Origin of the sequence: Pseudomonas sp. RL (genome assembly GCF_000647775.1) — a bacterium.
GTDB lineage: Bacteria > Pseudomonadota > Gammaproteobacteria > Pseudomonadales > Pseudomonadaceae > Serpens > Serpens flexibilis.
Genome location: NZ_JBOY01000053.1, coordinates 1 through 20,822, shown reverse-complemented (window position 1 = coordinate 20,822; position 20,822 = coordinate 1). Strand labels below are relative to the sequence as shown.

The 20,822-nt window shown below is 66.2% G+C and carries 22 protein-coding genes and 1 pseudogene; 9 read left to right on the top strand and 14 right to left on the bottom strand.

Translation table 11 applies throughout. The features are described from left to right. Nucleotides 1–48: 48 nt before the first annotated feature. Genes AS93_RS19950 through AS93_RS19090 form a run of 6 tightly spaced genes read right to left on the bottom strand, consistent with a single transcriptional unit; the run spans nucleotide 49 to nucleotide 3,826 of the window. Nucleotides 49–492 (bottom strand): cytochrome c, encoded by a 444-nt coding sequence (locus AS93_RS19950; protein WP_155956131.1) that lies wholly within the window; start codon nucleotides 490–492, stop codon nucleotides 49–51. A gap of 13 nt (nucleotides 493–505) precedes the next feature. Beyond that, nucleotides 506–946 carry a cytochrome c gene (locus AS93_RS19100; RefSeq protein ID WP_027590397.1) on the bottom strand — a complete coding sequence of 147 codons (441 nt, stop codon included), beginning with the start codon at nucleotides 944–946 and terminating at the stop codon, nucleotides 506–508. Then, the gene (locus AS93_RS0109510; RefSeq protein ID WP_027590396.1) at nucleotides 939–1,490 is read right to left on the bottom strand and encodes a methylamine dehydrogenase light chain; all 552 of its coding nucleotides are present in this window, start codon (nucleotides 1,488–1,490) and stop codon (nucleotides 939–941) included. Before AS93_RS0109510 ends, AS93_RS19100 begins: the two co-directional genes overlap by 8 nt. A gap of 21 nt (nucleotides 1,491–1,511) precedes the next feature. Beyond that, nucleotides 1,512–2,102: a methylamine dehydrogenase accessory protein MauD gene (gene mauD, locus AS93_RS0109505; RefSeq protein WP_027590395.1), complete on the bottom strand. Its 591-nt coding sequence runs from the start codon at nucleotides 2,100–2,102 to the stop codon at nucleotides 1,512–1,514. Between the two features lie 15 nt (nucleotides 2,103–2,117). Beyond that, nucleotides 2,118–2,675: a MauE/DoxX family redox-associated membrane protein gene (locus AS93_RS19095; RefSeq protein WP_051587423.1), complete on the bottom strand. Its 558-nt coding sequence runs from the start codon at nucleotides 2,673–2,675 to the stop codon at nucleotides 2,118–2,120. Between the two features lie 5 nt (nucleotides 2,676–2,680). Continuing rightward, nucleotides 2,681–3,826 carry an amine dehydrogenase large subunit gene (locus AS93_RS19090; protein WP_051587422.1) on the bottom strand — a complete coding sequence of 382 codons (1,146 nt, stop codon included), beginning with the start codon at nucleotides 3,824–3,826 and terminating at the stop codon, nucleotides 2,681–2,683. A 311-nt stretch (nucleotides 3,827–4,137) separates the two neighbouring features. Here AS93_RS19090 and AS93_RS0109490 point away from each other — a divergent pair, with 311 nt between their 5' ends. From AS93_RS0109490 to AS93_RS0109475, 4 genes are read left to right on the top strand one after another with little or no spacing between them, the layout of a single operon-like run. Then, complete coding sequence (locus AS93_RS0109490; protein ID WP_027590394.1) at nucleotides 4,138–5,190, top strand: extracellular solute-binding protein; 1,053 nt, start codon at nucleotides 4,138–4,140, stop codon at nucleotides 5,188–5,190. A 12-nt stretch (nucleotides 5,191–5,202) separates the two neighbouring features. After that, a complete protein-coding gene (locus AS93_RS0109485; RefSeq protein WP_051587421.1) occupies nucleotides 5,203–6,075 on the top strand; it encodes an ABC transporter permease subunit in 873 nt (290 codons plus the stop codon). Beyond that, entirely contained in the window at nucleotides 6,062–6,859 is a 798-nt protein-coding gene (locus AS93_RS0109480; RefSeq protein WP_027590392.1) for an ABC transporter permease, read from the top strand. The genes AS93_RS0109485 and AS93_RS0109480 overlap by 14 nt, the downstream gene beginning before the upstream one ends. Then, nucleotides 6,856–7,845: an ABC transporter ATP-binding protein gene (locus AS93_RS0109475; protein WP_027590391.1), complete on the top strand. Its 990-nt coding sequence runs from the start codon at nucleotides 6,856–6,858 to the stop codon at nucleotides 7,843–7,845. Before AS93_RS0109480 ends, AS93_RS0109475 begins: the two co-directional genes overlap by 4 nt. A 157-nt stretch (nucleotides 7,846–8,002) precedes the next feature. Here AS93_RS0109475 and AS93_RS0109470 read toward each other — a convergent pair whose 3' ends face one another. Next, a complete protein-coding gene (locus AS93_RS0109470) occupies nucleotides 8,003–8,962 on the bottom strand; it encodes a zinc-binding dehydrogenase (protein ID WP_027590390.1) in 960 nt (319 codons plus the stop codon). 100 nt (nucleotides 8,963–9,062) lie between these two features. Here AS93_RS0109470 and AS93_RS0109465 point away from each other — a divergent pair, with 100 nt between their 5' ends. Then, nucleotides 9,063–11,171 (top strand): carboxy terminal-processing peptidase, encoded by a 2,109-nt coding sequence (locus tag AS93_RS0109465; protein ID WP_081798273.1) that lies wholly within the window; start codon nucleotides 9,063–9,065, stop codon nucleotides 11,169–11,171. Between the two features lie 129 nt (nucleotides 11,172–11,300). Here AS93_RS0109465 and AS93_RS0109460 read toward each other — a convergent pair whose 3' ends face one another. The 6 genes from AS93_RS0109460 to AS93_RS0109435 all read right to left on the bottom strand — a co-directional run bounded on the left by AS93_RS0109460 (nucleotide 11,301) and on the right by AS93_RS0109435 (nucleotide 15,489). Continuing rightward, a complete protein-coding gene (locus AS93_RS0109460) occupies nucleotides 11,301–11,774 on the bottom strand; it encodes a sel1 repeat family protein (RefSeq protein WP_027590388.1) in 474 nt (157 codons plus the stop codon). 1 nt (nucleotide 11,775) lies between these two features. Beyond that, entirely contained in the window at nucleotides 11,776–12,135 is a 360-nt protein-coding gene (locus AS93_RS0109455) for a hypothetical protein (protein WP_027590387.1), read from the bottom strand. Between the two features lies 1 nt (nucleotide 12,136). Continuing rightward, nucleotides 12,137–12,460, bottom strand: a complete 324-nt coding sequence (locus AS93_RS0109450) for a helix-turn-helix transcriptional regulator (protein ID WP_027590386.1) — start codon at nucleotides 12,458–12,460, stop codon at nucleotides 12,137–12,139. An 89-nt stretch (nucleotides 12,461–12,549) separates the two neighbouring features. Continuing rightward, nucleotides 12,550–12,993 carry a YkvA family protein gene (locus AS93_RS0109445; RefSeq protein ID WP_027590385.1) on the bottom strand — a complete coding sequence of 148 codons (444 nt, stop codon included), beginning with the start codon at nucleotides 12,991–12,993 and terminating at the stop codon, nucleotides 12,550–12,552. Between the two features lie 209 nt (nucleotides 12,994–13,202). Beyond that, nucleotides 13,203–13,904: an FKBP-type peptidyl-prolyl cis-trans isomerase gene (locus tag AS93_RS0109440; RefSeq protein ID WP_027590384.1), complete on the bottom strand. Its 702-nt coding sequence runs from the start codon at nucleotides 13,902–13,904 to the stop codon at nucleotides 13,203–13,205. 604 nt (nucleotides 13,905–14,508) lie between these two features. Next, nucleotides 14,509–15,489: a DUF1631 family protein gene (locus AS93_RS0109435; RefSeq protein WP_027590383.1), complete on the bottom strand. Its 981-nt coding sequence runs from the start codon at nucleotides 15,487–15,489 to the stop codon at nucleotides 14,509–14,511. A 239-nt stretch (nucleotides 15,490–15,728) separates the two neighbouring features. On the opposite strand from AS93_RS0109435, the gene nadC reads away from it, so the two are divergent. Further along, on the top strand, nucleotides 15,729–16,577 hold the full coding sequence (gene nadC, locus AS93_RS0109430) for a carboxylating nicotinate-nucleotide diphosphorylase (protein ID WP_027590382.1): 849 nt from the start codon (nucleotides 15,729–15,731) through the stop codon (nucleotides 16,575–16,577). A gap of 94 nt (nucleotides 16,578–16,671) precedes the next feature. On the opposite strand, the gene pap is transcribed toward nadC, so the two are convergent. Further along, the gene (gene pap, locus AS93_RS0109425) at nucleotides 16,672–18,162 is read right to left on the bottom strand and encodes a polyphosphate:AMP phosphotransferase (RefSeq protein WP_027590381.1); all 1,491 of its coding nucleotides are present in this window, start codon (nucleotides 18,160–18,162) and stop codon (nucleotides 16,672–16,674) included. A gap of 113 nt (nucleotides 18,163–18,275) precedes the next feature. Between pap and mnmC the strand changes: the two genes are divergently transcribed. From mnmC to AS93_RS20600, 3 genes and pseudogenes are all read left to right on the top strand, one after another. Then, nucleotides 18,276–20,240, top strand: coding sequence for a bifunctional tRNA (5-methylaminomethyl-2-thiouridine)(34)-methyltransferase MnmD/FAD-dependent 5-carboxymethylaminomethyl-2-thiouridine(34) oxidoreductase MnmC (mnmC, locus tag AS93_RS0109420; protein WP_027590380.1), 1,965 nt, complete (start codon nucleotides 18,276–18,278; stop codon nucleotides 20,238–20,240). An 85-nt stretch (nucleotides 20,241–20,325) separates the two neighbouring features. Further along, a complete protein-coding gene (locus AS93_RS0109415; protein ID WP_027590379.1) occupies nucleotides 20,326–20,592 on the top strand; it encodes a metal-sensing transcriptional repressor in 267 nt (88 codons plus the stop codon). A 52-nt stretch (nucleotides 20,593–20,644) separates the two neighbouring features. Next, nucleotides 20,645–20,822, top strand: a pseudogene (locus AS93_RS20600) (sulfite exporter TauE/SafE family protein); the annotation flags it as partial.

The window sequence follows — 20,822 nt, the reverse complement described above, 5'->3', positions numbered from 1 at the left end:
CACCACGGCGGCCAAGGCTGCGCCTTGACCGCCCTAAGGTTCAAAACGTCACGGCCAGGGATAATCCGGAACCTCGTAGCCCGCGAGGTTCAGCTCTTCCGTAACATCGCGGCGCAGCGCCACCACATCCTCCACGGGCCTGGCTCGCAGTGCCGTCACTTCCTCTGCCGTGAACGGCTTGCGTGCACCGGGCTCGCCCCAGCGTTCGCCCACATAGTTCATCACCGCGGCGATCTCGCGATCCGTGAGACTGGCACCGTTGATGCCCGGCACGTGCATCAGGTACAGGCGGCTGTTCTCGGTCGAGAAGAAGCCATCGACATACTTGGGAAACGGCGGGATGCCACCCGCTGGAACCCCCATGCCGTCCTGCCCGTGGCATCCGGCGCAGCGCAACTGATAGTTGACCGATGCCGAATACTCCTGGGCCGACAGCACGGGGGCAGCCAGTGATAGCCACATCGCTACCACCCACGACTGCCACCGTTGCATAGTGCTACCTCGCTTACAGATTCTGCGGCCGCAGGGCACGCAGTTGCGCATGGGTCTGAGCCGGACTGCGCGCCTGCTCCACATCCGCCGCGCTCACCGAGGCCGGCACACCGTTGAGCTTCAACAGGTAGCTGGCCACTTGCGCCAGCTCGTCGCTGGGCAGGTTGCTTTGCGGCGGCATCACCAGGCCGATGTACAGCTGGCCCATGGCGGTGAGCTTGCCGCTCATGCCGGATGCCATCACGCCGGTGAGATACTGCGGAGCCTGCTCGCCGAGGCCCTGCCACAGCGCGGGATGCGCCAGCGGCGGGGCCAGTCCGGGGATGCCTTCGGCACTGGCGCCATGACAGCTGGCGCAGTGCTTCTGGAACAACGCTTCACTGGCCTGGGCAGTACCGCCCAGGGCCAGCAGCAGGGCGCAGAGCGCCCCGCCTTTTACAGCCAGATCACGCATCGGCCAGCCCCACCACCACCGACACCGTGCAGTGGTAGCCCTTGTTGGTGTTGGCCATGCACCAGTTGATGTCGTTGTGCAGACCCATGCGGTAGCCGGGACGCTCGCGCTCGCTGCGGAAGCAGAAGGTGGAGCTGGCCACCGAGGCCTTGCCGCAGCAGTCGTTGTAGGAGACCAGGTAGTCCTTGCCGTCGTTGGGGTTACGGCAGGTTCCGACCCAGGCTACCTTGGACGCTTCGCTGCCGGGCGGGCAGGACGTCATGGTGCCGCCGGAGGTGCTGCACAGGTTGCCGTCCAGGGCGCAGTGGCGCCAGTAGTCACAGCTGTATTCGTCATTGACGTCGCCACCGGCGCCGGTGGCGGCCATCGCCAGGCCGCCCAGGGAGCGGTCGAACGGCAACAGCGGCATGGCCATGGTACCGGCCAGCGCCACGCCGGCCTTGGCCAGGAAGGAGCGGCGACCGGTTTGCATGGCCGTCTTTCGCGCGCCGGCTTCGGCGGTCTTGTCGATGACGGTGAACAGGCGATCAAAGAACTTGGACATGATTGATGACTCCACGGGGGATCAGGAATGTGCGGTACGGCTGGCGAAGTCCTGGATCGACGCGTAACCGGTTTCGGCGGCGTTGAAGAGGCTTTCCAGCTGTTCGCGGGTGTTGACCAGACCCTTGGCCTTGACCACACCTTCGCCATCGAGCAGGACCGCGAACGGCAGACGCGCCACCCGGAAGGTCACGCCCAGCTGCTCGGAGATCACGTAGGGGAACTGCTCCAGCTCGGCACGGGCGATGAAGTCGCGGTGACGCGCTTCCTCGCCATCGCTGGCCAGCACCACGTCCAGCCAGGTTTCGCTCTGGCGAATGGACGCAAGCACCGGCAGCAGCTTCTTGCAGATCGGACAGGTCGGCGACAGGAAGAAGATCAGGGTGTGTTTCGGAGAAACCGCACCGATCTGCACCAGGCCGCCGGTCAGGCTCGGCAGGTTGAAGGCGGGAGACACCTCGCCCAGCTTCGGCCCGCTGTCATTGACCATGGCGCCGACGGGAGAGATACGTTCGAACAGGATGCCGATCTGGCGGGCCAGGGCGAAGACCATGACGATCAGTGCCAGGACCAGCACAGTGAGCACACAGACGGCGAAGATAAGTAAGGACATGGGACGGCTTCTTCTTCAGTTCGGTTGGGAAAGCGAGTTGGCCTTGCGTGCCAACAACAGGGGGCCCGGATTCGCCATCACCTGTTCGGCGATGACGTAGAGGCTGAAGGCCAACGCGCCTGCCAGCAGCGCAACAGCGGTTTCCAGCACACCAGCGAGCGTGTAGGGGATCGACAGGGCCAGACCGGCCAGCGCCATCAACACCCCGTTGCGCACCACCAGCAGCCAGGACAGCGGCTGCGCCGCCCCGCCGCAGCCACACTCGATGCGAGTGCGACCGCGCAGCAGGTTCACAGCGATGCCCAGGGCATACAGCCCCAGCAGCACCAGCGCGCCCACTGCCCCCCAGACCGCCAGCGGCGGCCAGACCAGCAGGGCCACGACGGCGAACTCGGCGGCGACCAGCAGGCGGCTGGCCACGCCCAACAGCGCGTCGGGGACCAGGCGGTAGTCGGCCACGAAGCCAACGAAGCGCCCGTAGTCAGCCGCCTTGTGCCAAGCGGCTCGCAGGAACAGCAGCGCCAGGAAGACCACCGCGGCCAGGGCTGCCAGATGAAGGACAGAGGCATTCATGGCACTTACTCGCCGGTAACTGCGTACACGGTCCACTCACCCACGCCTTCCACCGTGTGGGTCGGCTTGGCGGCGAAGCGGGCCTGCGGGTCGATCGCGTAGCGGATCAGTTCACTGTCTTCATTCAGGCCGAACAGCACCGGCTGCTTGCCATTGGTGACGGCAATAGAGGCCAAATGCGGAACCACCGAGCGGTACAGGACCTGCTTGCGCTTGAGGTCAATCGCCCACAGCTCCTCGGCACCGTTCTTGTGGCTGCCCTCCTGGGCACCGGAGTGCATGGTCAGGAACAGCACGTTGTGAGCCGCGTTGTAGGCGGACACATCGACGCCACCCGGCGCCCAGTCGCCGTCGATGCCCTCCACTACCGAGAACTTCTCGACCAGCTTCGGCGCCTTGCCGCTGTCGGAGACGCGGTACAGGTTGCCCTTGAAGGACGGGAACACCAGGTCCTGGCCAACCCGCTCGGGCACGATGAACAGGGCGTCGGCATCCGGATCGAAGAGCTTGGCGCTGCGCGCCGGGGCGGAGGCTTCGCCATTGGCCTTGACCTCGAAGGTGGCCAGGGTGCCGTCACCGCACACGGTGGTGAAGCGGCTGCCCGCCGGGGTCGGGAAGATGCCGAAGCAGCCCGGGGTCGGGATCTCGGTGAGGAACTTGCCGGCCTGCAGATCCACCACGGTCACCGAAGTGGCCGGCGTGGCGTTCTGCACGAAGGCGAAGCGCTCGTCACCGGACAGCGCCAGCACGGCGCTGGAGGGCGCGACCTGCGCCATCTTCTCGGGAATGATCACCTCGCGCTTGAGCGTGAGCGTGTCGACATCGAACTCCTGCAGCACCGCTTCGGTCGGACCGTAGGTGATGCGAGTGGCATACGCCGACATGGCGTAGGCCGTCTTGCGATCCTTGCTGTAGACCATCTGGCCGGTGATACCGACGCTCAGGATGCCCTTGTGCTCAAGGTCATCGGCCGACAGCACGTTGATGCGACTGGCTCCCTTCCAGCTCTGATCCAGAACGAAGACGTTCGCGCCCGGCTTGATGGCCTTCTCGACCGTCAATACTTCCGGAACGAAGGTTTCCGATGCCTGAGCGATGCCGACCGACAGCACACCCAGCATTGCACCCAGCGTAATACCCAAGGCTTGCATGATGTTCTCCACGTCTAGGGATACGCGCGGCCAGTATTTCGAACACCGCGCTGAACACCTCATAGCAGCAAGCGTGCCACCTTAAAAAACAAAGGGTTACGGGCACTTTTGCATGGTTTTTCGTTCCTTTTCGGTGCTTTAGCGGCCCTTCGCCATTATCCGGCGCACCTCTATGGTGCAGCGACAACGGGCTGAACGCGGTCCAGCCTGGTCTACGCTTTGCCAACGCCCCGCCTGTCATTCACCGGTCATCCAGGGCCGCCACAGTGGCGGTACCGCCCCAAGGACTCACCCCTGCAAGGAGCTGCACGATGAAACGACTGCTACTGGTTTCTCTGATGAGCGCGGCGCTGGCCGTAGGCAATCCGGCCAACGCCCAGGACCTGGCACAGCTGGAACAGGCTGCGCGCGCCGAGGGTCGCGTGGATAGCGTGGGCATGCCGGACAGCTGGGCCAACTGGAAGGACACCTGGGCCGACCTCAAGCGCCTGTACGGTCTGGAACACAGCGATACCGACATGAGCTCGGCCCAGGAGATCGCCAAGTTCGCCGCCGAGAAGAACAACGCCACCGCCGACATCGGCGACGTGGGCGCGGCGTTCGGCCCCATCGCCGTGCAGCAGGGCGTCACCCAGCCCTACAAGCCGAGCACCTGGGCGCAGATTCCCGAATGGGCCAAGGATGAGGACGGCCACTGGATGCTGGCCTACACCGGCTCCATTGCCTTCATCGTCAACACGCAGCTGGTCAAGGAGGTGCCCCGTTCCTGGGCCGAGCTGAAAACCGGCCGCTACAAGGTGGCCATTGGCGACGTCAGTTCCGCTGCCCAGGCGGTGAACGGTGTGCTGGCAGCGGCCCTCGCCAACGGCGGCGACGAGAAGAACATCCAGCCGGGCCTGGACTTCTTCGCCGACATTGCCCGTCAGGGCCGGCTGTCGCTGGCCAACCCCACCATCCAGACCCTGGAAAAGGGCGAGGTGGAAGTCGGCGTGGTCTGGGACTTCAACGGCCTGGGCTATCGCGAGCAGATCGACCCCAACCGCTTCGAAGTGCTGATCCCCTCCGACGGCTCGGTGATTTCCGGCTACACCACCATCATCAACAAGTACGCCAAGCACCCCAACGCCGCCAAGCTGGCCCGCGAGTACATCCTTTCCGACGCCGGGCAGATCAATCTGGCCAAGGGCAACGCCCGCCCCATCCGCGCCGAGCACCTGACCCTGCCGGCGGATGTGCAGGCCAGGCTGCTACCCAACGAGCAGTACGCCAACGTCCAGCCGATCAGAGACGCGGCTGCCTGGGAGAAGACCTCCCGGGCGCTGCCGCAGCTCTGGCAGGAACACGTGATCATCGAGATGCGCTAGCACGGCCAGCCCATGACGGCTTCTGCACGCCGCGCGCCGCCGTGGAGCGCCGCACGTCGCGGCCGCTGGCTGGCGGCGCTCTGTCTGTTGCCATTCGCGATGGTGTTCTTCGCCTTCCAGATCGCGCCGCTGCTCTGGGTGGCGGTCAACAGCCTGCAGACGGCCGACGGCTGGAGCCTGGCCAACTTCACCCGCATCCTGGAGTCGCGCTTTTATCGGCAGGCGATCAGCCACAGCCTGCAGGTGTCCTTCTGGTCGAGCCTGTTCGGCCTGCTGATCGCCCTGCTGGGCAGCTATTCGCTGCATCGGGTGGATTCGCGCCTGCGCGACTTCGTCAACGCCTTCGCCACCATGACCAGCAACTTCGCGGGAGTGCCGCTGGCCTTCGCCTTTATCATCCTGCTGGGCTTCAACGGTGCGCTCACCCTGCTGCTGCGCCAGATCGGCTGGATCGAGGACTTCAATCTCTATTCCAAGACCGGGCTGATCGTCGTCTACACCTACTTCCAGATCCCCCTCGGGGTGCTGCTGCTCTACCCGGCCTTCGATGCCCTGCGCGAGGACTGGCGCGAATCCGCCGCCTTGCTCGGCGCGCCGACCTGGCGCTTCTGGCTGCACATCGGCCTGCCGGTGCTGACGCCGGCGCTGGTCGGCACCTTCGTCATCCTGCTGGCCAACGCCCTGGGCGCCTACGCCACCGTGTATGCGCTGACTACCGGCAATTTCAACATCGTGCCCATTCGCATCGCCGCACTGGTGGCCGGCGACATCAACCTCGACCCCTGGCTGGCCAGCGCCCTGGCCATGTTGCTGGTCGGCCTGATGGCGTTCATCACCCTGGTACATCAGTGGCTGCTGAGGAGGAGTTACCATGGCGCGCGCTGAACGCCGAGCAGCGGCGCTGTATCACCGGCTGGTGGTCTGGCTGCTGTTTCTCATCCTGCTGCTGCCCCTGGCCGGCACCCTGCTCTATTCGGTGTCCACCAGCTGGTCGGCCACCATCCTGCCCAGCGGGCTGACCCTCAAGTGGTACCTGGCGCTGTGGAGCGATGCCCGCTTCCTGAACGCCTTCGGCCATTCGCTGCTGGTGTGCTTCGGCGCCCTGCTGTTGTCGGTGGTGCTGATCCTGCCGCTGCTGTTCGTGGTGCATTACCACTTCCCGCGCCTGGACGGCCTGATGAACGTGCTCATCCTGCTGCCCTTCGCTATCCCGCCGGTGGTCTCCGCCGTGGGACTGCTGCAGCTTTACGGCGGCGGCCCGGTACCCCTGGTGGGCACGCCCTGGATCCTCATCGGCTGCTATTTCACCGTGGCCCTGCCGTTCATGTACCGGGCGATCAGCAACAACCTCCTGTCGCTGAACCTGCGCGACCTGATGGATGCCGCGCGCATCCACGGCGCCAGCACCTGGCAGGCGGCGTTTCTGGTGATCCTGCCCAACCTGCGCAAGGGGGTGATGGTCGCCCTGTTCCTGTCATTCTCCTTCCTGTTTGGCGAATTCGTGTTCGCCAATCTGCTGGTGGGCACCCGCTACGAGACCCTGCAGGTGTACCTGAACAACATGCGCAACAGCAGCGGCCACTTCAACAGCGCCCTGGTGATCTCCTATTTCTTCTTCGTGCTGCTGTTCACCTGGGCGGCCAACCGCCTGAACAAGGATCTGCCATGAGCTTTCTGGTCATTCAGGGACTGCACAAGCGCTACGGCGCCACACCGGTGTTCAGCGACATCGACTGCACCCTCGAGCAGGGCGAATTCGTCACCCTGCTCGGCCCCTCGGGCTGTGGCAAATCCACCCTGCTGCGCTGCGTGGCGGGCCTGACCGAGGTGGACGGCGGCACGATCCGGCTGGACGGCCAGGACCTGCTGCCCCTGCCGCCCCAGAAGCGCGGCATCGGCATGGTGTTCCAGAGCTATGCGCTGTTTCCCAACATGACGGTGGCCCAGAACGTGGCGTTCGGCCTGCGCATGCAAAGGGTGCCGCGCGCGGAAAGCGCACGGCGCGTCGCCGAGGTGCTGGCCCTGGTGGAGCTGGAAGCGCTCGCTGACCGCTATCCGCAGCAGCTGTCCGGCGGCCAGAGCCAGCGCGTCGCCCTGGCCCGTTCGCTGGTCACGCGGCCACGCCTGCTGCTGCTCGATGAGCCGCTGTCGGCGCTGGATGCGCGCATTCGCAAACACCTGCGCGAGGAAATCCGCCGTATCCAGCGGGAACTGGGCCTGACCACGCTGTTCGTCACCCACGACCAGGAGGAGGCGCTGACCCTTTCGGATCGCATCCTGCTCATGGACGCCGGACGCATCGTCCAGAGCGGCAGCGCCGAGGCCCTGTATACCGAGCCGGCCAGCGCCTTCGCCGCCGGCTTCATCGGCCACTACAACCTGCTGGATGCCGAAGCGGCCGGGCGCCTGCTCGGCCGCCCGATGAACCGTCGCGTGGCGATCCGCCCGGAAGCCATCCGCCTGGGCAGCGGCGACCTCAGCGGGCTGATCCGCAGCCACAGCCTGCTTGGCAACGTCATTCGCTACCACGTGGAGAGTCGCGGTGTGGAACTGTACGTGGATGTGCTCAACCGCTCCGCCGGGGACCTGTTGCCCAGCGGCCGCTCCGTGGCGCTGGAGATCGCCCCGGAGGCGGTTCGCGAGCTGGAGGGGTAAAGCGCACTGATGTGATGCCAGCCGCAAAGCGCGGCCCGGAGCGTAGTGGCGGTCGGCGCTGTTCCGGCCGCCGACTGGCGGGCCCGAGGTTGGCCAACGCGACGCGTTGACCAACCTACCGAAACCTGCGGTTTCAAAGACTTTGGAGGCCTCTCGACTAGAGACTGTCGTCGAGCAGCAGCACGATCTTGCCATTCACCTGGTTGCTCTCCAGCAGCGCGAAGGCTTCCTCGGCCTGATCGGCACGGAAGGTCCGCTCCAGCTGGGGCGCCAGCCGCTTTTCGGCGAACAGCGGCCAGACCTTGTCGCGCAGTTCGGCAATCAGCGCCGCCTTGAAGGCATCGTCGCGGTTGCGCAGCGTCGAGCCGGTGATCTGCACGCGCTTGGCCAGGAACTTGGCCAGGTCCAGCTCGGCGCGACGCCCGCCCATCATGGCGATGACCACCCAGCGGCCATCCAGGGCGATCAGACTGAGGTTCAGCGCCGCATAGCTGGCGCCCACCGGATCGAGGATCACGTCGAACGGCGCGAAGTCCTTCAGGCTGTCCAGATTCTCGCCGCGCAGCACACCGCCCTGGGCGCCGAGGCTCTCGCAATAGGCCAGGCGATCGGCCGAGCCGACGCTCACCCAGCAGGGATTGCCGAATGCCTGGCACAGCTGGATGGCCGCCGAGCCGACCCCGCCGGCGCCGGCATGGATCAGCGCCTTCTCGCCCGGTTGCAGGCGGGCCAGTTGGAACAGGTTGAGCCAGGCGGTGGCATACACCTCCGGCAGCGCTGCGGCTTCGGCCAGGCTCAGTCCGTCGGGTACCGGCAACGCATGCCCGGCATGCACCACCACCTCTTCGGCCATGCCACCGCCGGCCAGCAGTGCGCAGGCCCGATCGCCCACCCGCCACGGACTGCCGGCGCCCACCTCGCTGACCACCCCGGCGCATTCCAGGCCGAGGATGTCACTGGCGCCGGGCGGCGCCGGGTAGTGACCGGCCCGCTGCAACAGATCGGCACGGTTAAGCCCTGCCGCGGCCACACGGATGCGAATCTGCCCGGAACCGCACGGTTCACTGCTCCGTTCGGCCCACTCCACGCGTCCCTCGATACCTTGCAATGCCTTCACGCTGCCTCCATAGTGACTCTCACATCGAGCCCGGACGATGCCGGGCTTTCGCGCCATTACGCCGGTTTCGTGCGAAACCGGTATCAATAGACGGCCTACTATGCGTTATCACTTGTCCTTGCGTCGACCCACTCTCCCGCGCCTGCTTGGCGGTGCGGCCCTGGCCCTGGTGATGGGCCTGAGCCTGCCCCTGCAGGCCAAGACCACCGATCTCGACTGGGCCAGCCTCAAGCCCGACCGCAACCAGGTGATCGCCAGCCTCAACGTCGTCGAGTTGCTGCGCCGTCACCACTACAACAAACCCCCACTGGACGACGCCCGCTCGGCCAAGATCTACGACAGCTACATCAAGCTGCTCGATCCGGCGCGCAGCTATTTCACCGCCGACGATATCGCCGAGTTCGAGCCCTGGCGCCTGCAGTTCGATGACTTCCTTAAGGAAGGGCAGCTGGAGCCCGGTTTCACCATCTACCAGCGCCATCTGGAGCGGCTGATCCAGCGCATCGAGTACGCCCTGAGCCTGCTCGAGAACATCGACAGCCTGGACTTCACGATCGATGAAGAACTGGAAATCGACCGCGAGACGGCGTCCTGGGCGCGCGACCGCGCCGAGCTGGACGACCTGTGGCGCAAACGGGTCAAGGATGAGGTGCTGCGTCTGAAGATCGCCGGCAAGGAGCCCGCGGCCATCCAGGAATTGCTGACCAAGCGCTACCGGAACCAGCTGACCCGACTGAACCAGACGCGCAGCGAGGACATCTTCCAGGCCTACATCAATGCCTTCGCGCAAACCTACGACCCGCACACCAGCTACCTCTCGCCCGACAACGCCGAAAACTTCGACATCAACATGAGCCTGTCGCTGGAGGGCATCGGCGCGGTGCTGCAAAGCGACAACGAGATGGTCAAGATCGTTCGCCTGGTGCCCGCCGGCCCGGCCGAGAAGAGCAAGCAGCTGGTGCCTGCCGACCGCATCGTCGGCGTGGCCCAGGGCAACGACGAGATGGTCGACGTGATCGGCTGGCGCCTGGATGAAGTGGTCAAGCTGATCCGCGGCCCCAAGGGCTCGAAGGTCCGCCTGGAGATCATTCCGGCCAGCAACGCGCCGAATGACCAGACCAGCCGCATCGTGACCCTGACCCGCGAGGCGGTGAAGCTGGAGGAGCAGGCGGCCAAGAAATCGGTGCTGAACCTGGAGCACGAGGGCCGCAGCTACAAGCTCGGCGTCATCGAGATTCCGGCGTTCTACCTGGACTTCAAGGCCTACCGGGCCGGCGATCCGAACTACAAGAGCACCACCCGCGACGTGAAGAAGCTGCTGACCGAGTTGAAGCAGGAGAAGGTGGATGGCGTCGTCATCGACCTGCGCAACAACGGCGGTGGCTCCCTGCAGGAAGCCACCGAGCTGACCGGCCTGTTCATCGAGCAAGGGCCCACCGTGTTGGTGCGCAACAGCGATGGCCGCGTCGATGTACTGGCGGACGAGAATCCCGGCGCCTACTACACCGGGCCGATGGCCGTGCTGGTCAACCGCCTGTCCGCCTCGGCCTCGGAGATCTTCGCCGGCGCCATGCAAGACTATCACCGCGCGCTGATTATCGGCGTGCAGACCTTCGGCAAGGGCACCGTGCAGAGCATCCAGCCGCTCAACCACGGCGAGCTCAAGCTGACCCTGGCCAAGTTCTACCGGGTGTCCGGGCAAAGCACCCAGCACCAGGGTGTGGTGCCGGACATCAGCTACCCCTCCGAGGTGGACACCGACGAGATCGGCGAAAGCGCCCTGCCCGAGGCGATGCCCTGGGACCGCATCCATCCGGCGATTCGCCCGGAAAGCGATCCGTTCAAGCCGTTCCTGGCAGACCTCAAGGCCCGCCATGACGCCCGCGCCGCGCAGAACCCAGACTTCGTGTTCACCCGCGAACGCCTGCAGCTGTCCCAGGAACTGATGAAGGAAACCCGGGTTTCCCTGAACGAAGCCAAGCGCCGCAGCCAGCAGGCCGCCATCGAGGCGCGCCAGTTGAAACTGGAAAACGCACGTCGCCTGGCACGCGGCGAGGAACCGCTGAAGAAGATCAAGACCGAGGACGAAGAACCGGCGATTCCACACACCGCCGACAAGCCCAAGCCGGAAGAAGATGCCTACCTGGCGGAAACCGGGCACATCCTGCTCGATTACCTGACCCTGGAAAGCCGCGTGGCCAGGCACTAAAGGGGCGACATAGGGCTGGAGTAGCCGCCTTGGGCGGCCATAAACAGCGTTGACCTGGCCGCTCTGGAAGCTTCGCGACGCTGTACAAATGAAAAAGCCGGCTCACGCCGGCTTTTTCATTCAAGCGAACTACAACCCGAGCTCCTCGGCACGGCGCTTGTAGCGCTCGGCGAGGTCGGCGTCGGCCATCAGGCCATAACCACCGTCGCGATACAACTCGGCCAGCTTGCGGGCCGCCAGCGGATGCCCCGCCTGGGCGGCCAGCATCCACCAGCGGGCGGCTTCCTGACCGTCGGGCTCCTGCTGCGGGCTGCCCGCCAAACTGGTCACCCCCAACTGATAGGCGGCCTTGCTGTCCCCCCCCTGGGCGGCCAGGCGCAGCAACCGCAGCCCTTCCTCGCGCGCACCCAGGCCACGCCCACGAAACAGCAGCACATGCCCATAGAAACTCTGCGCCGGAACATGACCGAGCGTGGCCATGCGCGCGAACTGACCTTCCATCCAGCGCCAGGCCCCAGGTTTCTGCATCAGCCAGCGCCAATGAAACAAGCGACGCGCCAGCGCATAGCCCAGTCGCGCCCGAAGCCGCCACCACCACGCCATATCAAGGCTCCTGTGGGTAATCGAATTCAAAAACCCGCGCCACCTCGGCGGCATGCCAGGAAGCGGCGGCGGCGCCATCACTCGGCCCGGTGAAACGACCCAGGCGCGTCACACATTCGAAGAAGCCCGGACGCGGCAACCGGCTTGCCCCCTGACTGATGACCAGCGAGCTGCGCAACGGTCGCTCGGACCGCGCATCCAGCGTAGCCAGATATTCCAACGCAGCCACCAGGGTCTGCATGGCCGGCGCCGGCAGTTGCAGGCGCTCGATCAGCGCCCGATAGGTCAGCAGGTGACGCTGGCGGCAGGCATCGTTCAATTCAGCGAGCAGGGCTTCCCAATGCTGTCGGCTGATACGCATTTCAGACCCCCTCGGTGGCGACACCGAGTACCCGGGCCAGGGAACGACGAATCGCATCGTCGGGCTCGCGCTCGCCCTGCTCGATCATCGCCAGGTAGGACGGGCTGATGCCCACGCTGCGGGCCAGTTCCGCCTGACTCATGCCCACGCCCTCACGCAACGCGGCGAGCCGCTCCAGAACCAAACCGCTGGTCGGCGTCGGCGCGGGTGCAGCCTCTTCCTGCCCCCCGGACTGGCCGGCGGCACTCAGCAGCGCCTGGTATTCATCCCAGGGCAGCACGGCATACTCCGGCTGGCCTTCGCGCAATATCACTTGAACACTCATTGATACGTCTCCTGAAAGTACGACCACCGATCCCTCGGCGACCACATCTTAACAAGCACAGCCTTCTTGTTACGTCCGCCGAGCGCACATCAGTCCGAACGGGAACGAATTTCCGCCTCGTCCGGCAAGCGCTCCAGCGCTTGCCGCCGCACGGTGGACTGCGCATCCCGCCAGGCGGCGAACGCATCCAGCTCGCTGCTCCAGGTCCGCATGATCCAGGACAGCACAGCCACATCGTCGAGCAAACCCAGACCCGGCAGGAAGTCCGGAATCAGGTCCAGCGGCGAGAGGAAATACGCCAGGCCCGCGACCACAGTCAGCAGCGCCTTGCCACTGACCGCCCGATACTCGCCGCGCCACCAGGCCAGGCAGAGCGCCTGAAACAGTCCCAGATTCGCGACCAGCCCGCGCTGACCGGCACCCCGGCGCGCCGCCTTGCCGGACACTGCCAGCAGCAACGCGGGCAGCCGCTTGCCGCGCAGGATACGCGCCGCAAGGGGCAGGAAGCGGGCCAGATGCCGCGGCACATTCATGGTGATCTCCGCATTGCCGGCACTCCTATCTCGACGCGAAACAGGGGGACTGCCCTGAAAGGGTACACAGGACTCGGACGGGTTGCCGGCATTTCATCCGCACGCCGATCCCGGACTCCTATTCTCAGACCTGTCGCCGTCAATGCGGGTTTCCACCGGTAGAAACGAAAGCGCCCCGTCAGGACGGGGCGCTCGACATTCACGCACGCTTACTGGGCGTTCTTGCCCTTGATACCCAGCAGCTCCAGCTCGAAGACCAGCACCGAGCTCGGCGGAATCAGCGGGCTCGGGCTCTGATCGCCATAGGCCAGCTCGCTGGGGATGTACAGCTTGTACTTCTCGCCCACGTTCATCAGTTGCAGGCCTTCTACCCAGCCCTGGATTACGCCACCCACCGGCAGGTCGATGGGCGCACCGCGCTCGACCGAACTGTCGAACACGCTGCCGTCGGTAAGGGTACCGACATAGTGGACGGTCACCACGTCATCGGCCTTCGGCTTGGCACCGTTGGCTTTCTTCAGCACTTCGTACTGCAGCCCGCTGGCGGTGGTCACCACGCCTTCACGCTTGCCGTTCTCTTCGAGGAATTTCTTGCCCGCAGCAACATTTTCCGCCTGCTGGGCTGCCATACGCTCGTCGACACGGGCCTGCAGGGCAGAAAACGCCTCGATCAGCTCTTCGTCCTTTACACGCGGCTCGCGATCGGCCAGCGCATCCTCGATACCCAGGGCGACTGCCTGCGGATCCAGATCGTCCATGCCGTCACGGGCCAGACTCTGTCCCATGTTCAGGCCAATGCCGTAGGAGGCTTTCTGGGCGGGGGTTGTCAGTTCCACACTGGTCTGCGAATCGCAGCCGGAGAGAACCAGACCCACCAGCGCCATGGACGCCGCCAACCGATGTTGTCTCATGCTGTTTCCTTCTTCCGCCTTGCGGGGGTATCGATCAAGCGGCGAGCTTAGCAGCCCGCCGCGAAAACTGGCTACCGCGATAGGAGTGACACGCGGCTGCCAAGGTTCCGCAGTCACGGATTCAGCGACTACCTCGCGGAATTGACGACGGTCATTCAGCCCTCAGACGCGGGCGGCGAGAATGGCCGCGCCTGTTCACTCCCGCTCGTCCCCCTCGCAGGCCATTGGCCACGGACGGGAGGAGCAGGCGCTTCCTCGCGGCGCTCCTTGTAGGAAATTGCTTACACCCGCTGTAGGAGAGCCGCCCGAAATACGTCAAGCCCGCACCCCGGCATTCGCCTAACCATCTGAAATACTTGAATTTTTCCTCCATCCTCAGTACCTGAAGCGTCCCGAATGAACGGGGCGGCAAGGTTGCCGCCGTCGGCCGGCACACTAGAATCCACAGCGTGTCGAGGGAGCGACCGGGTTGCCAGGAATGCGACCCGCAGGAACCGATGCAGGATGTATCGTCGTCAGGACGACGGGGGAGCACAGGGATCGGGACGAAAGGGGCGGAGCCATCCTCCGCCCCTTTATTTTTTTGCTTACAACCCAGGAACCGTCAGGGTTGGTCCGTCTTTACCCGACGCAGATTGATCACTGATTCCAGGGCACGATCGAAGATCTGCGCATCATCCAGCAGACGAACCGCCCCCGCCGCGAGATCGGCCGCCAGCTCGGCCCGCGTCCTCTCCAGAACCTTCACGCCGCTGCGGTTGACGAAGATGTAGCGGCCGGTCGGCCGAATGAAAGCGGCCAGCTTGCAGCGCAGCTTCTGTTCGTCATCCATGCGCAGCTCCAGCCAGCTGCCCACTCGCAGCTGATCGACCTGCGCATCTGCGGGCTCGGCAGCGGCGTCCATCGCCGCCTCCTGCTCAGTGACCGCCGCTGGCGGACTCTCGGCGGACGGCACGCCTTCCGCTTCCAGCAATCGATGGGCTTCCTTGCAGAGGACGCCCAGGCGGCCCAAACAATGCCGCTCAAACAGTTTGAGCACGATCAGCTTGATGCGGATCGGCATGTCCGCTTCGCTGCAGGCCTCGGCGAAGAATGTGCAGAGGGCATGCGGCCCCAGCGGATTGCCGCCCTCCCCCACCGGACGCCCGAGCAAAGCGCCGAAACGCAGGCTCAGCTGGCCGAGCCCCGGTTCCAGCTGGCCCAACGCCTTGCCGATCATCGCTTCGTCTGCCACGCGGGCCTCCAGTTCGGCATGGCCGAGCGTACGCAGCTCCGCCCCCTGCTCTTGCAGCAGGCTCTCGAAGCCGCCCGCACAGCGATCGAGGAAGGTGCGTTCGATGCCTTGCCGTTTGAGGCGCAGATCGCGCATGGCCTCGAAGTACAGCTCCTGCTCCTGGCTGTTGTCGGCACGATCGGCGCGATCGAACAGCGCATCGTCAACGTCGTCGAACAGCGCCTGTATCCCCTGGCGCAACTGGGCCTGGGCCAGGTCACGGATCTGCTCAAGCGGAACCGGCAATGGCTGATCGTTACGGCGGCGCGACGTCGGCAGACCGAAGGCCACCACCTTGGCTTCAGTTTTCATCGTAAGAACCTCGGGATAGAGCGGCCGACAGCATTGGCTGCCGGCCGCGGACGCCTGTGCCAGGCGCCGGAGAAACCAACGGGCCGAATTATTGGCCGACGCGCCAAGGGCTCAAGTGCGGAGCGGCCCGGACATGATGCGGTTCACAGGGCGCCGCTTTGTTCCGACGAACGCAACCCGGGCACGCCGGCGCCAGGGCTCGTATAATCGCCGCCCTCCCCACCCCGCAGGAGTCCGCCATGGCCAACCTCACCCTTGCCGAGCTGAGCGCCGAGATCGAGTCCAACGTCCGTCTGGCACTGGCCGAGGACCTCGGCAGCGGTGACATCACCGCACAGCTGATCCCCTCCGAACGCCTGGCACACGCCAGCGTGATCACCCGCGAGGCGGCCGTGGTCTGTGGCACTGCCTGGGTCGACGCGGTGTTCCGTCAGCTGGACGCCCGCGTGGCCGTGCATTGGCGGGTGAAGGATGGCGACCGCGTGGAGCCCAACCAGGTGCTGTTCAGTGTCGAGGGGCCGGCGCGCGCGCTGCTCAGCGGCGAGCGCAGTGCGCTGAACTTCCTGCAGACCCTGTCAGCCGTGGCCACCCGCTGCCGGCACTACGCCGATCTGGTGGACGGCACCGCGGTGAAGCTGCTGGATACCCGCAAGACGTTGCCGGGCCTGCGCCTGGCGCAAAAGTACGCGGTGACGTGCGGTGGCTGCCACAACCACCGCATCGGTCTGTACGACGCCTTCCTGATCAAGGAAAACCATATCGCCGCCTGCGGCGGCATCGCCGCGGCGGTGGCCACGGCGCGCAGCATCGCGCCCGGCAAGCCGGTGGAAGTGGAAGTGGAAAGCCTCGACGAGCTGCGCCAGGCCCTGGAGGCCGGCGCCGATATCGTGATGCTCGACGAGTTGAGCCTGGATGATATGCGCGAGGCCGTACGCCTGACGGCCGGCCGGGCCAAGCTGGAAGCCTCCGGCGGCATCAACGAGCGCACGCTGCGCGGCGTGGCCGAGACCGGCGTGGATTACATCTCCCTGGGCACACTGACCAAGGACATCAAGGCCATCGACCTGTCGATGCGCCTGAGTCTCTGATCCTTGAAACTGCGGCAGCTAACTCCGTAGGGCGGTCAAGGCCTCGCCTTGGCCGCCGTGGTGGCCAAGGCTGCGCGCCGACCACCCCTACGTGCTACCGGTCCCGCGCGAACGCCCGCTCCAGCGCATCGTTGATGGTGCGCAGCACCTTCACCCGGGCGAAGCGCTTGTCGTTGGCTTCCACCAGGGTCCACGGGGCCAGGCCAGTGCTGGTGCGGTCCACCATGTCCTCCACGGCATCCAGGTACTGGTCCCACTTCTCGCGGTTGCGCCAGTCTTCCTCGGTGATCTTGAAACGCTTGAAGGGCGTGGCCTCGCGCTCCTTGAAGCGCGCGTACTGGGTGTCCTTGTCGATGGCCAGCCAGAACTTCACCAGCACCACGCCGTGCTCCACCAGGCTTTCCTCGAAGTCGTTGATTTCCCCGTAGGCGCGCAGCCAGTCGGCCTGCGAGCAGAAGCCTTCGATGCGTTCCACCAGCACGCGGCCGTACCAGGAACGGTCGAAGATGGTGAACTGCCCGCGCGGCGGGATATGCCGCCAGAAGCGCCACAGGTAGGGCTGCGCGCGCTCCTCGTCGCTGGGTGCGGCGATGGGAATGATGCGGTATTCGCGGGGGTCCAGCGCCTCGGTCACGCGGCGAATGGCGCCACCCTTGCCGGCCGCATCGTTGCCTTCGAACACCGCCACCAGGGCATGCCGGCGCATGCGCTTGTCGTGCAGCAGTGCGGAGAGTCGCGCCTGTTCGCGAGCCAGCTGCGCCTTGTAGTCGGCTTTTTCCAGCACCTGGCCCAGGTCCAGGCTTTCCAGCAGGCGACGGGTGCCCAGGTTGACCGCCACCGGCGCGGCATGCGGCGCCGGCTGCGGGCCGCGCGCCGCGTCCAGCGCCGCGCGCAAGCCCTGCAGGAGAATCTTGCCGACGGTCAGGTTGCGGTAGTTGCGATCACTGCTTTCCACCACGTACCAGGGCGCATAGTCCCGGCTGCTGCGGCGGATGATGTGCTCGGCATGCTGCACCACCTGGTCGTAGGTCTTGCTCTGCTGCCAGTCCAGGGGACTCAGCTTCCAGCTGTGCAGCGGGTCGTCGGCCAGGCTCTTCAGGCGCGCTTCCATCTGCTCGCGGGACAGGTGGAACCAGAACTTGAAGATCAGCGCGCCCTCGTCGCAGAGCATGCGCTCCAGGCGCTGCGAACTCTCTATCGCCTGATCCAGCTGGGCATCGTCGATCTTGTCCTTGACCCGCGCCTGCAGCATCTGGCTGTACCAGTTGCCAAAGAAGATGCCGGTGCGCCCCTTGGCGGGCAGCTGGCGCCAGTAGCGCCAGGCCGGCGGGCGGGCCAGCTCCTCGTCGGTCTGCAGGTCGAAGGTGGAGACCTGAATCAGGCGCGGGTCCATCCATTCGGTGAGCCGCTTGACCGTGTCCCCCTTGCCGGCGCCCTCGATGCCATTGATCAGGATGATCACCGGGAAGTTCGCCTGCTCGCGCAACTGGTACTGGACTTCCAGCAAGGCCTGGCGCAGCGCGGGCAATTCGGCTTCGTAGGTTTTCTTGTCGACGGCATGGCCGATTTCGGCGGATTCGAACATGGAGAAAGCTTCCTGACTGCAAGGCGGCCAGACTACCCAAATGTGCACTCGCCCACAAAGTCGAAATGCCATCACGCAGGCTACAATGCCGCACCTTTTGCGGAGCCAGATTCATGACCGAGAGTTCCCGGGCCCAGCTCGACTGGGACGAGCAGGGCCAGCCCTTGTCCCGCCAGTTCGGCGACGTGTATTTCTCCCGCGCCAGCGGCCTGGAGGAAACCCGCCACGTGTTCCTGCGTCACAACCGGATCACCGAGCGCTGCGCCGCGCTGGAAAGCGACGGCCGCCTGGTCATCGGCGAGACAGGCTTCGGCACCGGCCTGAATTTCCTCTGCGCCTGGCAGGCGTTCGCCGAGCAGGCGCCAGCTGGCGCGCGCCTGCACGTCGTCAGCGTCGAAAAGTACCCGCTCGGCCAGGATGACCTGCGGCGCGCCCTGGCACTGTGGCCGGAGCTGGCCCCGTTCAGCACACCGCTGCTCGAACAGTACGCCGGCATCCAGCCGGGCTTTCAGCGGCTGCTGTTCGACGGCGGCCGGGTGGTGCTGACCCTGCTGGTCGGCGACGCCCTGGAATGCCTGCCGCAGCTGGAGGCGCAGGTGGACGCCTGGTTCCTCGACGGCTTCGCCCCGGCCAAGAACCCGCAGATGTGGACGCCCGAACTGTTCGCGCAGCTGGCGCGGCTGTCCGCCCCCGGCGCCAGCCTGGCCACCTTCACCTGCGCCGGCACGGTGCGCCGTGGCCTGATCGCGGCCGGCTTCCGCATGGAGAAGGTCAAGGGCTTCGGCCACAAGCGCGAAATGCTCGCCGGGCTTTATGAAGGCCAGCCGGCGCCGGGCGGCAAACCCTGGTTCGCCCGCCCACCGCGCCCCGCCGCGCGCCGCGCGCTGATCATCGGCGCCGGGCTGGCCGGCTGCGCCAGCGCCGCCAGCCTGGCCGCGCGCGGCTGGCAGGTGACGCTGCTGGAGCGCCACGGCGAAGTCGCCGAGGAAGGCTCGGGCAACCCGCAGGGCGTGCTCTACCTGAAGCTGTCGGCGCACGGCACGCCGCTGTCGCGCCTGCTGCTCGCCGGCTTCGGCTTCACCCGCCGGTTGCTGGAGCGCCTGGAACGTGGCGTCGACTGGGACGCCTGCGGGGTGCTGCAACTGGCCTTCGATGCCAAGGAAGCCGAGCGCCAGGCGCAACTGGCGGCAGCCTTCCCGCCCAGCCTGCTGCAACCCATGAGCCAGACGGAGGCCGAACAACGTGCCGGCATCGCCCTGCCCTGCGGCGGCCTCTTCTACCCGGAGGCCGGCTGGGCGCACCCGCCGGCGCTCTGCCGGCTGCTGGCCCATCACCCGAACATCCAGCTGCTGACGCACCGCGAAGCGCTGTCGATTCGCCGCGAAGCCGGCGCATGGCAGGCCCACGGTGCGGACGGCCTGCTCGCCGCCGCACCGATCCTGGTGCTGGCCAACGCCGCCGACGCCACCGCCTTCGAGCCGACCCGCGCGCTGCCGCTCAAGCGCATTCGCGGCCAGATCACCCGCGTGCCCGCCACGCCGGAGAGCCGCGCCCTGCGCACCGTACTGTGCGCCGAGGGCTATGTGGCGCCGCCGCGCGGCGACGAGCACACCCTGGGTGCGAGCTTCGACCTGCACAACCGCTTCCAGGGCGTCACCCCCGAGGAGCACATCGGCAACCTGAATCGCCTGCGCGAGATCGCGCCCGAGCTGGCCACGCGCCTGGACGCCGGCCAGCTCGATCCGGCGAGCCTGCAAGGCCGCGCCGCCTACCGCTGCACCAGCCCGGACTATCTGCCCCTGGTCGGCCCGCTGGCTGACGCAGCGGCATTCGCCGACTGCTATGCCGTACTGGCCCGCGACGCGCGCCAGGTGCCGGATATTCCCTGCCCCTGGCTGGACGGCCTGTATGTGAACCTGGCCCACGGCTCGCGGGGCGTGGTGACCGCGCCGCTGTGCGGCGAGCTACTGGCCGCCTGGCTGGAGGCCGAACCCCTGCCGGTGCCAATGGCGGTTGCCGAGGCCTGCCACCCCAACCGCTTCCTGCTCCGGCAGCAGGTGCGCGGACAAGGCGGATGATCCAGGGCTCGCCACCGGTCCGTCGCGTTGCCGCGTCGTTGCGCCCGACAGTACACTTCGCCACCGATACCCCCAGGGAGTAGAAATGCCCGATTCCATCCAGTTGCACCAAGAGGCCATGCTCAAGCGCCTGGCCCGCGTCGAAGGCCAGATACGCGGCATCCAGGGCATGATTCGCCGGGGCGAGGACTGCGAGGCGGTCGCCCAGCAGTTCGCTGCGGCGCGCAAGGCGCTCGACAAGGCCTATCAGGAGATGCTCGCCTGCCTGCTGGAAGAGACCGTGCTGGACCCCGAGCGGGACGATGCACAGATGCTCAGCCGGGTACGCACCATCTTCACCAAATACACCTGATACCCGGAGGCAGTATCCGCATGACGCTGCCCCTCCACCCCGGGACCCGCTGATGGAACTTCTACTGGCCGAAGCGCTGGGCATCGGGCTGGTGCTCGGCCTGCTGCTGGGCCTGACCGGCGCCGGCGGCTCCCTGGTCGCCCTGCCCCTGCTGCTCAGCCTGCACCTGCCGCTGCGCGACGCCATCGGCGTGAGCCTCGGCGCGGTGGCCATGTCCGCGCTGATCGGCG